This window comes from Actinomycetospora sp. (assembly GCF_036497245.1).
Lineage (GTDB): Bacteria > Actinomycetota > Actinomycetes > Mycobacteriales > Pseudonocardiaceae > Actinomycetospora.
In genome coordinates this window covers 22,269-33,120 of the sequence record NZ_DASXJS010000065.1, presented here as the reverse complement: position 1 = coordinate 33,120, position 10,852 = coordinate 22,269, and the positions used below count along the sequence as shown (strand labels likewise).

Here is a 10,852-nt window from a genome sequence, read left to right as displayed (position 1 = left end):
GGCTGGTTGATCTCGACCGACCGGGCCTGCTCGGCCCCGCCCGCTGCCTCGTCGCTCGCCATCGGACCTCCACCGCCTCCTGCCCGACCGATAGGTGGACATCAGCTAACAGGGAGGTGGCCGACAGACTCAAGGAGGGACGAAAGCGTTTGCGCCGATCGGGCGCGATGCGGCTTTTGCAACAGGATTCGAGGACACACCGTGGCGCCCGGAGACCTCGCCCGCTCCCCCGCACCGGGGCTCCGGCTCGGGTCCCGCTCTCGACGCCGGCGTTCGCAGCCTTGCGGTCCCGGCCATGACGAAGGCCCTGGCCGGTGGCTCGTGTGAGTCTCTGACCAGGGCCTTTCTGCGTGGGCGATACTGGGATCGAACCAGTGACCTCTTCGGTGTGAACGAAGCGCTCTCCCCCTGAGCTAATCGCCCGCAGCACCACCCAGCCTAACTCACGCCATGATCGGGCTGTGCAGCCAGGTCCAGTGACCGAGGCCGACGATCTTCGCGACGAGCCACAGCGCGTTCAGCAGCCACAACGTCGTCAGCACCACGGCCAGCGTCGCGAGGGCGAGGAGCAGCTGCACGACCTTGTTCTGCCGTCGCACCCACGCGACCCAGCGGTCGTAGTAGCGGCGCGCGAACCGCAGCACCCGGCCCGCCCAGGAGAACTCGGTGGCGAGGATCCCGAGCCCGGCGAAGACGATGAGCCAGCCCGGCCCGGGATACGGGATCGCGATGATGCCGAGCACCAGCACGACGCCACCGAGGACGCCGATCCCGATCCGCCAGGCGAGGTTCCAGCCCGGCCGGGCGCGCACCTTCATCCGGAAGGCCCGCACGCGGACACGGGCGTCGTGCAGACGACCGTGGTGGGCCGGCGGGGCCGCGGGCCCGTCGCCGGGAGCGGCCGGTCGGTCGGGCCTGGCCTGTGGCTGCGTCATCGCCTTCCTCGGGGCGTCGGCCGGCGGAGCCGGTCTGGCGGGTCGGGTACGGCTCGCCGTCGTCGCGGCCCGGTCGGTCAGCCAGCCGTCTGACCGCTCGCGACGACCTGGGTCGGCGTGGCGGGCACGGCATGACCGGGCTCGAGGGACACCGCGAACCCGGCGAACCCGCCGGCCGCCTCCACCGAGGGTACGGCCTGCACAGCCGGGCCGGAATCGGGCATTTCGAACGCCGTCAGCCCGACCGGCTTGCCGTCCGCGAGGCCCCAGAGGACGTAGGTGTGGTCGCTGTCGTTGGGCGTCAGCCCGGAGGCGAGTACCTCCGGCCCGCGCCCCCGGTCGACGACGAGGCCGACGAAGCCGCCTGCCGGGGTGGCGAGGACCGTGTGCGGGTTCCCGGGCCGGGCGGCGGCGTCGAGCATCTGCGTGACCTGTTCGCCCTGGGCCGCGGCCGCGGCGGCGGTGTCGCGCTGCTCGGTCAACGACCGGTTCGCGGCGACGAGCCCGCCGATCGCGACGACGAGGGCCAGGGCGGCGGCCACGGCGAGCCCGGCCGTGGCGCGGCGGGCCCACCGACGGCGGCCGGCCTCCGGAGCGCGATGGCGGCGCATCGGGACGACGACGGCGTCGGCCTCGTCGCCGGCCGGCGAGGAATCGGCCGACGAGGATGTGGAGCTACTGACGTCCAGTGTCAGCGGTGCCGCATCGCTGACATCTAGGGAGCCCTCTGGGGAGCCGTCCTCTGCCTCGGCCGCCGCGAGCAGCCGCGTGCGCAACAACGGCGGCGGGTCCACCTGGTCCACGGCCGTCCCGAGCAGCGTCGTGACGTCCTCGGTCTCGGCCACGATGCGGCGGCAAGCCGAGCAGTCGTCGAGGTGCGCCGCGAAGGTCGCCTCCTCGTCGGGCTCGAGCACGTGCAGCACCCACCCGACGGCGAGCTCGGGATGCCCGTCCGCGGAGGCCGGCAGCGGGGCGGTCACGACGGCCCCTCCTCGCCGCCGCGGTCCACGTGGCCCTCGAGCAGCCCGCGCAGCGTCCGGACCGCGGTGAACATCCGCGACTTCACCGTTCCGAGCGGGATGCCGGCGATGCTCGCGACCTCACGCTGGGTGAATCCCCCGAAGTACGCCAGGGTCAGTGCCTCCCGCTGCTCCGCGGGCAGCGCGGCGAGCGCCTCGCGGACGTGCCCGGCGACGACGGCGTCGAGGGCGGCCTCGTCGGCCCCCGGGCCCGGCGGGAGGTTCCAGTCGTCACCCTCCTCACCCGGCGGGACGGTGTGGCGCCTACGGGTGGCCTCGCGACGCACGGCGTCGACCGCGCGGTGGTGGACCATCGTCATCAGCCAGGCCGAGACGCTGCCGCGCGCCGGGTCGTAACGCTCCGGGTGGCGCCAGACCAGGAGGAAGACCTCCTGGACGACGTCCTCCGCGAGTGCCTCGTCGACGCACACCCGGCGGGCGAGCGAGTAGGCGCGCCGGGAGAAGCGGTCGTAGAGGCCTTCGAGGGCGCGTGGCGCACGTGAGGTGACCGCCCGGAGGAGTGTGGCGTCGGCCACAGCATCGTCGGACACCTGGTCACGCTGCGCAGCCACTTCAGCACCGCGCTGCGAAGCGTCCGACACGGGTGACTCCTGCCTGATCGTCTCGTGTCCGGGGGAGACGCAGCACAGGTTAGTGCTCCCGGGGGGCCCCGGCCGCTCCGGCGGGGAGGGTGCGTCGTTACGGAACCGGACCAGGTAAGGCCTCGACCGGGTACTCCTAAGATGCTCGCAGTGCGTGAGCCGGGTGAACCAGCGTCACAAGCTCGGCTGACGGTCGTTCCCTACTTCGACAGCAGCGTGCGCGAAAGGCAGCCTTCGAATGCACAACGACCACGTCACGATCCGCTCGACAGCGGTCTTCGACCTCATCGGGCCGCCGAACCCGCCAGTGCCGGTTCAGGTGGAGCTCCGCTACGACACCCGCGACCCCTACGCCGTGCAGGCCGCCTTCCGTACCGGGCGCGCCGGCTGGGTCGAGTGGGTCTTCTCGCGGGACCTCCTCACCGAGGGCCTCATCGACACCGCGGGCGACGGCGACGTCCGCATCCGGCCCGCCGAGGGCGAGGCGGTGGAGATCGAGCTCTCCTCCCCGTCCGGACACGCGACCTTCCGGGCGCTCGCCCGTGAGGTCTCGGAGTTCCTCCAGCGCACCCACGAGGTGATCGAACCGGGCGCCGAGGACGACTGGCTGGACCTCGAGCACGCGCTGGGGTTGCTGCTGTCCACCGACCCCTCCTGACGACACCCCCCTGATCGGGGGCGCGCGCGATGCAGTAGAGTTCTCGTCGTCGGCAGGGAGAGCGGAAGTTCCCAGCTGTTCCCTTCGACGACATGCGGACGTAGCGCAGCTGGTAGCGCATCACCTTGCCAAGGTGAGGGTCGCGGGTTCGAGTCCCGTCGTCCGCTCGGGAGACAGGCCCCCTTCGGCGCTGGGCCGTTTCTCCGAAGAACCGGGCGGAGTGGCCGAGTGGCTTAGGCAAGGGCCTGCAAAGCCCTGTACGCGGGTTCGATTCCCGCCTCCGCCTCGGGCGATTAGCTCAGTGGGAGAGCGCTTCCTTGACACGGAAGAGGCCACTGGTTCAATCCCAGTATCGCCCACCACAAAGGCCCTGGTCAGAGCCCCGCGAGGGGTTCCCGACCAGGGCCTTTCGTCATCGCCGGGGCCTGCCGTCAGGTCCGGGTGCCTCGGGCGCCGGCGACCCCGCCGTGCGGGTGAGTCGACTCCCGCCGAACGGCCGTAGACACGATCGACGGGACCGACGAATATTCTGCGGATCGGCCTCGACCCCGCCGCTGCCAGTGTTCGTTGCTGTCGGGGCCGGATCTCGCATGGAGCCGATCGTGATCAAGAGTGCTGTGACGCCCGAGTGGCGCCATCCCGCGCAGGTCCACCAGGCCGAGGGCGTGCTCTCCGCCCGCCTGGGCGTCACGATCCCCGAGGCCGTCGTGGTTCTCCGGACGATCTCGCACTGCGTGGGAGCACCATTGATCGACGTCGCGCGCAAGGTCCTGGAAGGGCCATCGTCCGAGTAATCCGGCGGCCGGGCCGGTTGTCGGCCGTGAGGGGCGGGTACGCCCGCCGTACTCATGGCGACGACGACAGCCGAGTCGTACGACGACTCCGACCTCACGCCCCCGACGGGTCTGCCCCTGACGCCGGATCCGGCGCCCGGGCGGCACCGCGACCCCACCATCGGTTTCGCGGCGCCGACCTCGCTCCTCGAGCAGCAGTCCCGCCTCGACCGGCGTCGGGTCCACAGCCTCGTGGTCGCGGCCTTCGCCGGAACGGTGATCATGGTCTTCGGGGCGGCGGGCCTCCTCGGTCCGGACCACCACGGGTGGCTCGGTCTCGCGGTCGGACTCGGTGTCGTGGCGGTCGCGACCCTCGTGCTCGTCCTGGACCCGCCGCGGAGGAGTCTCATCACCCGCCGGCACCTCAAGGGACGTCGGGCCCGCAAGCACTGAGCGTCAGGTGCGGGCGGGCGGCAGGGCACCCAGGCGTGTGAGGTCCGCGCCCAACTGATCCGCGATCCGGGCGTGTCCCGCCGGTGTCGGGTGCACGTGGTCCGGTCCGATCATCGCCGCCTGGGCGTCGGTGAACCAGCTGTCGGCGAGCGCGTCCACATAGGGCAGCCCGGCCCGGCGGGCGGCGGCGTCGACGGCCGCGTCCACCCCCGCCAGCGCGGCCGCCTGCCTCGAGTTCGACGCGACCGGCCCCAGGACGACGATCCGGGTCCGCGGCAGTTCGCGCTTCAGCCGGGCGAACAGAGCCTCGGCCGCCGTTCCCACCGCGGCCGGGGCGGCGGGCCCGTCGTTCTGCGAGCCCTCCACCACCAGTACCGACGGCCGTGCGGCCACCATGGCCTCGACCTGAGCCGCCTCGTAGGGGTGCGCCTGCGGCGGGTGCACCACGTAGCCCGTGCCGGGGATCGCCGTCGTCACCGACCGCCAGCCCGCGCGGGCCGCGATCACCCCCGGGAACGCCTGCGCGCCCGGGTCGGCCAGGCCGGTGCCCGCCGCGAACGAGTCCCCGATGACGCCGAGCACGGGAGGCGGCTCGACCGCGGCGATCGGCGCCGGCGGCACGCTCGCGACGACCCGGTCCTCGGCGTGGGCCCGGACCACGAGCAACCCGGCGAGCACGGCCAGCACGGCGGCCGCCGCGATGGTGACGATGCGCATGACCCTCCCCGGGGTGATCTCCTGCTGGGAGACTCGTGAGAGGCGCGGCGATCGTTAGCGGAGCGCACGCTCCGTCACCCGACGGGGCGTCCCTCGATCGAGTGGCGCCCAGCGAGCTCTCAGATCCGACCTGAAGGAACCTGTCGGCGTTCGGAGCAGCGCCGGCGAACATCCGGCCCCTTTCCTCGCCGTTCGCCGCACGACGACGCCCCCTGCACGGCACCTGGGCCCCCGCACTCTCAGCTCCGCGGGTCCCGACGGCCGGCTTCCCTACCGTCGGCGCCGCACCTGCCGCGGGTTTCCCCGAGTCCGCGACGGGCCTCGCTCCCCATCACCGGAGGTTCTTCGTCCATGCGCCCCGATCTGCAGCAGGATCCGCGCCCGGAGTTCGGCATCCCCGTGCCCCCGGACGCGGCCCGCGCCTCGCGGTACGACGACGCCCCGGCCGGCCCCCAGGGCCCGTGGTCGGGTGCCCAGCCCGCGGCGGGCCCCTGGTCCGGCGCGGTGCCGGCACCGCCCGGGCCCTACTCCGCGCCCCAGCCCGCCGTCGGGCCATACTCCGCGCCCCAGCCCGCGGTCGGGCCCTACTCGGGCCCGCAGCAGGCCCCCCCGCGCGGGCCGTCGACGGGCTCCTGGTCCGCCGCGCCCGCCGGCTACCCCGCGCCGGCCCGGCAGGCGGCTGAGCCCACCGTGCGTCACCACCGCCGCACCGAGGCCGGCGCCTACGAGGCCCGTGAGCCCGCGCCCGCCGGGTACGACCCGTACGAGGGCCACCCCAGCGGACCGATCCCGGTCGGCTCCGGGCACCGACGCGGCGGCGAGCGGCGCGGCGGCAGCGGTCGCGGCAGGCGCCGGGCGATGCTCGCGCTGGTGGCCGCGGCCGCCGTCATCGCGGGGGCGGCGGGCTACGTCGCGATCGCCCGCTGGGGCGCGTCGTCCGGCACGCCCACCGCTGCCCCCACCGGCGGCGCCCAGGTCGCCGCGACCTCGCTGACCGGCCCCAACCTCGCGACGAAGCAGACCCCGCTCGGGCTGGTGGCCACGAGCGACGGCTTCACGGTGTACGAGTACACGAAGGACACCAACAAGCCGCCGGCCTCGAACTGCAACGGCGACTGCGCCAAGGCCTGGCCCCCGGTCCTCGCGGGCGACACCCCGTGGCTCAAGGGGGTCTCCGCGGAGAAGGTCGGCAACGTCGACCGCGCCGACGGCACCAAGCAGCTGACCCTCAACGGGTGGCCCGTCTACCGCTACGCCAAGGACACCAAGCCGGGCGACACGACCGGCAACGGCGTCGGCGGCACCTGGAAGGCGCTCGGCCCCGACGGGAAGGCGGTCGCGGCGAACGCGGCCCCCGCGGGCGGCGCCGCCTCAGGTGGTTCGGGCAGCGCGCCCGCCGCCGGCGCGGCGTCCGGGGGCTCGGCCTCCGGGGGCTCGGCGTCCGGTGGTTCCGGGTACGGCTCCGCTCCCGCCGCCCCGGCACCGGCCTCGTCCGGCGACTCCTACGGCGGGTCGTCCGGCTACTGATCCCGGGTCACCGACCCGCCCGTTCAGCCTCGGCGAATGGGCGGGTCGGTCACGGGCAGGCCCGTCACCCCGGCCAGCCCGAGCATGCCCAGCAGCTCGCGGCAGTCCTCGACGTCGACCGAGCGGGCGGCGACCACCCGTGCCGCCCGGTACTGCTCGGCCCCGCGCGCGGCGACCTCGGCGTCGTGCGCGAGGGTCACCCGGTTCCCGCCGAACTCGGACGGTCGGCGGCTCTGGGTCGGGTTGTCGGACACGGACACGGGGTGCTCCCCTCGTCCCACGGCTACGGTGAGCTCGCGGTGATGCGGCCGACGTGGATCGGAACCGAGGGCGTGCGGCACCCTTCCTGCGTCCCGGAGGCGACATCCGGGGCTTCGCCCCGGGCCGGTCACTCTCCAGGGTACCCGCCGCCACCGTCATCACGGGGGAGCTGCCCCCGGCTCGACCGTCACCGGGAACCCGACGGAACGCGCGATGAAACAGGCCTCGTGCGCCGCGTGGTGCAGCGCCGTCAGGTCCGGCTCCGCCCCGGCGACGGTGATCTCCGGGCGCAGGACCACCGACGCGAACGACCACCCGCCGTCGTCGTCCTTCGTCATCCGCCCGACGGGGTGGTCGGAGTAGGCGGTGACGACGACGCCCGCGTCGGCGGCCACGTGCAGGAAGCTCAGCAGGTGGCACTGCGAGAGCGCCGCGACCACCAGTTCCTCCGGGTTCCACCGCGCCGCGCTCCCGCGGAAGCTGCGGTCGGCGGACCCGTCGAGGGACGATTTGCCGTCCGCGGAGACCACGTGGTCGCGGGTGTAGGAGCGGTAGTCCACGGTGCCCGGGTCGTCGTGCCAGGCGACGGTGACCCGGTACTCGTGCGCCATCGCGCCGCTCCCCGGCCGCTCAGGCCCGCGCGAGCCGCGCGTTGCCGAGGATGATCTCCGCGACCAGCGCCGGGTCGTCGGCCATCGGGATGTGCCCGCAGTCGGGGAGCACGACGACGTGGGCCTCGGGCAGGAGCGTGCGCAGGCGCCGGATCTGGGCGCGCGGCAGCAGGAAGTCGCGGTTCCCCCACCCGACCATGGTCGGGACCGCCGACGGGCGAGGCACCGTCCACCGGTCGAGGCCCGCCATCATCGAAGCGAAGCCCTCCCGGGGGCGGGCGAGGCCCTGGAGGTCGCGGCCCAGCACCTCGGGGTCCTGACGGCCGGGGTGGGCCATGATCAGCCCGGTGAGCGCGGCGCGCCCGGCGGAGGTCGCCAGCACCCGGTCCAGGCGCTCCCGCGACATCGACTGCAGCAGCTTCGACGCCCCGGTGAGCGCGACGCGGCAGTAGGCGCGGCCGACCGGCGACCAGAACCCCGCCGGGGAGAGCGCCGTCGCCGACGCCACCGTGCCGCGCGCGGCCATCTCCAGCGCGATCAGCCCGCCGAGCGAGTTCCCGGCGACGTGCGGTCGCTCGAGGCCCAGGTCCCGGGCGAGGCCCTCCACGGCGTCGGCGAGGGGGGTGGCCGACCCGTCGAAGTCGGGCTCGACGTCGGCCGACCCGCCGTGCCCGGGCAGGTCGACCGCGATCACGTCGTGCTCGGACTCGAGGTAGGGCACGACGGTGTCCCAGGCCTCGCGGCGGTGGGTCACACCGTGGATGAGGATCAGCGGTTCTCCGCTGCCGGACCGGGAGTGGGCGAGCACGGGACCTAGTAGATCACTCGCGGGGGCGGACGACGACCTTCCCGGTGACCCGCCGCTCGGCGAGCTCGCCCACCGCGGCCGAGGCCTGGGCCAGCGGATACGCGGCGCTGATCGGCGGAGCGAGGCGGCCCGAGGCGATGTCGTCGAGCAGCTCGGCCCACTGGCCGCGCATGAAGTCCGGGTCCCCCATGGCCCACTCGCCCCAGGCGGCGCCGACGACCTCGGTGTTGCGCAGGAGCAGCCGGTTCACCTTCACCGTGGGGATCTCGCCCGCCGTGAAGCCCACGACGAGGAGCCGCCCGCCGCGCCGCAGGCTGCGCAGCGAGTCGGTGAACCGGTCACCGCCGACCGGGTCGACGACGATGTCCACGCCCTCGCCGCCGGTGATCACCAGGGTGGCGTCCTTGAAGCCGTCGACGAGGACGGCGTGGTCGGCGCCCGCCGCCCGCGCGACCTCGGCCTTGCCCTCGGTGGACACGACGGCGATCACCGTCGCGCCGCGAGCCCGGGCGAACTGGATGCACGCGACCCCGACCCCGCCCGCGGCGCCGTGGACGAGCACGGTCTCCCCCGCGGCGAGCCTGCCGCGGGTGGTGAGCACGAAGTGCGCGGTCAGGTAGTTCATCGGCAACCCGGCGCCCACGTCCGCCGACACCCCGTCGGGCAGCGGGAACGTCTGGCTCGCGGGCGCCACGACGCTGGGGGCGAACCCGCCGACCACGCACATCGCGGCGACACGGTCGCCCGGGGCGAACCCCGACCCGTCGGGAGCGGTGCGCACCGTGCCGGCCACCTCGGAGCCGAGCGTGAACGGCAGCTCGGGGCGCATCTGGTACTCGCCGCGGGTCAGCAGCAGGTCGGGGAAGACGACGCCTGCCGACTCGACGTCGATCAGGACCTGGTCGGGCCCCGCCACCGGCTCGTCGATCTCGACGACCTCGAGCGCCTCCGGGCCCTCGAGCTTGCTCACCTGCACCGCACGCATGCGCTCGCCCTCCTCGTCGGCTCCGTCGAGCCGATCATGCCCCAGCACCGGGCCGGCGCGCTCAGGTCAGGCGGTGCACCGCGGTGGGCGTGACCGCGCGGCCTTCCAGGTCGGCGGTCTCGGGCACGTCGTAGGTGGCGAGCTCCGTGACCCGCCGGCGCGGCAGGTACTCCCGCCCGGGGTCGCCGACGAGGACCTCGACGCCCGCCGCCACGGCCCCGTCGAGGAACTCCCCCATCAGCCGCGCCATCGGCTGCTCGTAGAACACGTCGCCCGCGAGCACCACGTCGACGTCGAGCTCGACGTCCTCCGCCTCCTCACCCACCAGGTCTCCGACGACGTCGAGGGTCACGCCGTTGAGCGCCGCGTTCCGCACGGCCGCCACGCGGGCGCGGGCATCGGAGTCGGAGGCGACGACGACCGCCGCCCCGGCCTTCGCCGCGGCGATCCCGACGATCCCGGAGCCGGCGGCGAGGTCGAGCACCCGCCGCCCGGCGACGAGCTCGGGCCGGTCGAGCACGTGGCGCGCGAGGGCCTGACCGCCGGCCCAGGCGAACGCCCAGAACGGCGGGGCCTCCTCGTCGGTCCGCGACCAGGTGCGGTGGATGTCGTCGGCGAGCAGCAGCGTCACCTCGGGCACGAGCGGTGCGGTGCCGGGCGCGGTCCAGCTCGTGACCTCCGCGTCGAGGGCGCTCCCACCCGCCGTCACACCATCGTCACCGGCGGTCACGAGAAGACTCCGGACGGACGCAGCGCGGACGGATTCGCGCCCCTACCCTGTTCGGCAGCTACAGGATCCGGGCCCTGAGGAGGTCGAGGATGTCCGACGAGCTCGGCGGGGCCACCGGGGCCCCGGACGGCGATGAGCCGGCCGTCCTGCTCTACCTCGGCGGCCCGCTGGACGGGCGGGTCGAGGTCCGCGAGGCCCGTCACGGCGCACCCCTGCCGACGGTGACCCACACCCACCTCCACGACGGACCGAAGGTGGTCCACCACTACGACCTGCACCCGCTGGCCGCGGGAGCCGGTGTCTATCACCTGCGCACCGAGCCCGCGGAAGCGCCCGCGCCGGACCGCGCCGACGCCTGAGCGCGGCTCACGCCGCCCAGAGGCCGAGGGCGCAGAGCGCGCCCCACCCGCCGGCCACCGCGACCGCCTTCAGGCGTGCGTCACGGTCGGGGAGGCTCGTGCCGAGCAGCACCAGGTCGACGACGTCCGACCCCACCCGGACGGCGACCGCGGTGCGCAGCGGCGTCCCCTCCGGGGCGAAGGCCATCGCGAGCCCCGAGGCGAGGTCCCGCCCACCGAGGGCGCGGATGCCGATGGCCGTGCCGGTCGGGAGCTCCTGGCGGTCGTCCGCCAGCTTCGTCGGGCGGGCGAACAGCTCGGGCTTCGCGATGATCGCGACGCTGTAGGCGGCGGTGGCGACCCCGAGCACGCGCGGGATCCAGGTGGTCGAGGGACGGGACTTCGTGATGGCCATCGGCGCGTGTACCCGCTGGT

At 74.3% G+C, this 10,852-nt stretch carries 15 protein-coding genes and 4 tRNA genes; 8 read left to right on the top strand and 11 right to left on the bottom strand.

The window, feature by feature from the left end:
• Positions 1–351: 351 nt before the first annotated feature.
• From VGI02_RS07335 to VGI02_RS07320, 4 genes are all read right to left on the bottom strand, one after another.
• A tRNA-Val gene (locus tag VGI02_RS07335) sits at positions 352–423 on the bottom strand.
• Between the two features lie 20 nt (positions 424–443).
• Positions 444–935 carry a TIGR02611 family protein gene (locus VGI02_RS07330; protein WP_331626634.1) on the bottom strand — a complete coding sequence of 164 codons (492 nt, stop codon included), beginning with the start codon at positions 933–935 and terminating at the stop codon, positions 444–446.
• 77 nt (positions 936–1,012) lie between these two features.
• A complete protein-coding gene (locus VGI02_RS07325; RefSeq protein WP_331626633.1) occupies positions 1,013–1,915 on the bottom strand; it encodes an anti-sigma factor in 903 nt (300 codons plus the stop codon).
• Entirely contained in the window at positions 1,912–2,505 is a 594-nt protein-coding gene (locus VGI02_RS07320) for an RNA polymerase sigma factor (protein ID WP_331626632.1), read from the bottom strand. The genes VGI02_RS07325 and VGI02_RS07320 overlap by 4 nt, the downstream gene beginning before the upstream one ends.
• 289 nt (positions 2,506–2,794) lie before the next feature.
• On the opposite strand from VGI02_RS07320, the gene VGI02_RS07315 reads away from it, so the two are divergent.
• The 6 genes from VGI02_RS07315 (at position 2,795) to VGI02_RS07290 (ending at position 4,440) form a co-directional block, all read left to right on the top strand.
• Positions 2,795–3,214, top strand: a complete 420-nt coding sequence (locus VGI02_RS07315; protein ID WP_230738532.1) for an SsgA family sporulation/cell division regulator — start codon at positions 2,795–2,797, stop codon at positions 3,212–3,214.
• 94 nt (positions 3,215–3,308) lie between these two features.
• Positions 3,309–3,381 (top strand) — tRNA-Gly (locus tag VGI02_RS07310).
• A gap of 47 nt (positions 3,382–3,428) precedes the next feature.
• Positions 3,429–3,500: transfer RNA gene (locus VGI02_RS07305), tRNA-Cys, on the top strand.
• A 1-nt stretch (position 3,501) separates the two neighbouring features.
• Positions 3,502–3,576, top strand: a tRNA-Val gene (locus VGI02_RS07300).
• Positions 3,577–3,816: 240 nt separating this feature from the next.
• The gene (locus VGI02_RS07295; protein ID WP_331626631.1) at positions 3,817–4,008 is read left to right on the top strand and encodes an ANTAR domain-containing protein; all 192 of its coding nucleotides are present in this window, start codon (positions 3,817–3,819) and stop codon (positions 4,006–4,008) included.
• Positions 4,009–4,062: 54 nt separating this feature from the next.
• Positions 4,063–4,440, top strand: coding sequence for a hypothetical protein (locus VGI02_RS07290; RefSeq protein WP_331626630.1), 378 nt, complete (start codon positions 4,063–4,065; stop codon positions 4,438–4,440).
• Positions 4,441–4,443: 3 nt separating this feature from the next.
• Here the strand turns inward: VGI02_RS07290 and VGI02_RS07285 are convergent, their stop codons facing one another.
• Positions 4,444–5,157, bottom strand: coding sequence for an SGNH/GDSL hydrolase family protein (locus VGI02_RS07285; RefSeq protein ID WP_331626629.1), 714 nt, complete (start codon positions 5,155–5,157; stop codon positions 4,444–4,446).
• Positions 5,158–5,508: 351 nt separating this feature from the next.
• On the opposite strand from VGI02_RS07285, the gene VGI02_RS07280 reads away from it, so the two are divergent.
• Complete coding sequence (locus tag VGI02_RS07280; protein WP_331626628.1) at positions 5,509–6,684, top strand: hypothetical protein; 1,176 nt, start codon at positions 5,509–5,511, stop codon at positions 6,682–6,684.
• 23 nt (positions 6,685–6,707) lie between these two features.
• On the opposite strand, the gene VGI02_RS07275 is transcribed toward VGI02_RS07280, so the two are convergent.
• The 5 genes from VGI02_RS07275 to VGI02_RS07255 form a co-directional block, all read right to left on the bottom strand.
• Complete coding sequence (locus tag VGI02_RS07275; RefSeq protein ID WP_331626626.1) at positions 6,708–6,944, bottom strand: hypothetical protein; 237 nt, start codon at positions 6,942–6,944, stop codon at positions 6,708–6,710.
• 159 nt (positions 6,945–7,103) lie between these two features.
• On the bottom strand, positions 7,104–7,556 hold the full coding sequence (locus VGI02_RS07270) for an OsmC family protein (protein WP_331626625.1): 453 nt from the start codon (positions 7,554–7,556) through the stop codon (positions 7,104–7,106).
• Between the two features lie 19 nt (positions 7,557–7,575).
• On the bottom strand, positions 7,576–8,364 hold the full coding sequence (locus VGI02_RS07265) for an alpha/beta fold hydrolase (protein WP_331626624.1): 789 nt from the start codon (positions 8,362–8,364) through the stop codon (positions 7,576–7,578).
• Between the two features lie 13 nt (positions 8,365–8,377).
• On the bottom strand, positions 8,378–9,349 hold the full coding sequence (locus VGI02_RS07260) for an NADPH:quinone oxidoreductase family protein (RefSeq protein ID WP_331626622.1): 972 nt from the start codon (positions 9,347–9,349) through the stop codon (positions 8,378–8,380).
• Between the two features lie 61 nt (positions 9,350–9,410).
• Complete coding sequence (locus VGI02_RS07255; protein ID WP_331626621.1) at positions 9,411–10,079, bottom strand: class I SAM-dependent methyltransferase; 669 nt, start codon at positions 10,077–10,079, stop codon at positions 9,411–9,413.
• Positions 10,080–10,168: 89 nt separating this feature from the next.
• Here VGI02_RS07255 and VGI02_RS07250 point away from each other — a divergent pair, with 89 nt between their 5' ends.
• Complete coding sequence (locus tag VGI02_RS07250; protein WP_331626620.1) at positions 10,169–10,438, top strand: DUF8847 domain-containing protein; 270 nt, start codon at positions 10,169–10,171, stop codon at positions 10,436–10,438.
• Positions 10,439–10,445: 7 nt separating this feature from the next.
• Here the strand turns inward: VGI02_RS07250 and VGI02_RS07245 are convergent, their stop codons facing one another.
• Positions 10,446–10,832: a hypothetical protein gene (locus tag VGI02_RS07245; protein ID WP_331626619.1), complete on the bottom strand. Its 387-nt coding sequence runs from the start codon at positions 10,830–10,832 to the stop codon at positions 10,446–10,448.
• Between the last annotated feature and the right edge of the window lie 20 nt (positions 10,833–10,852).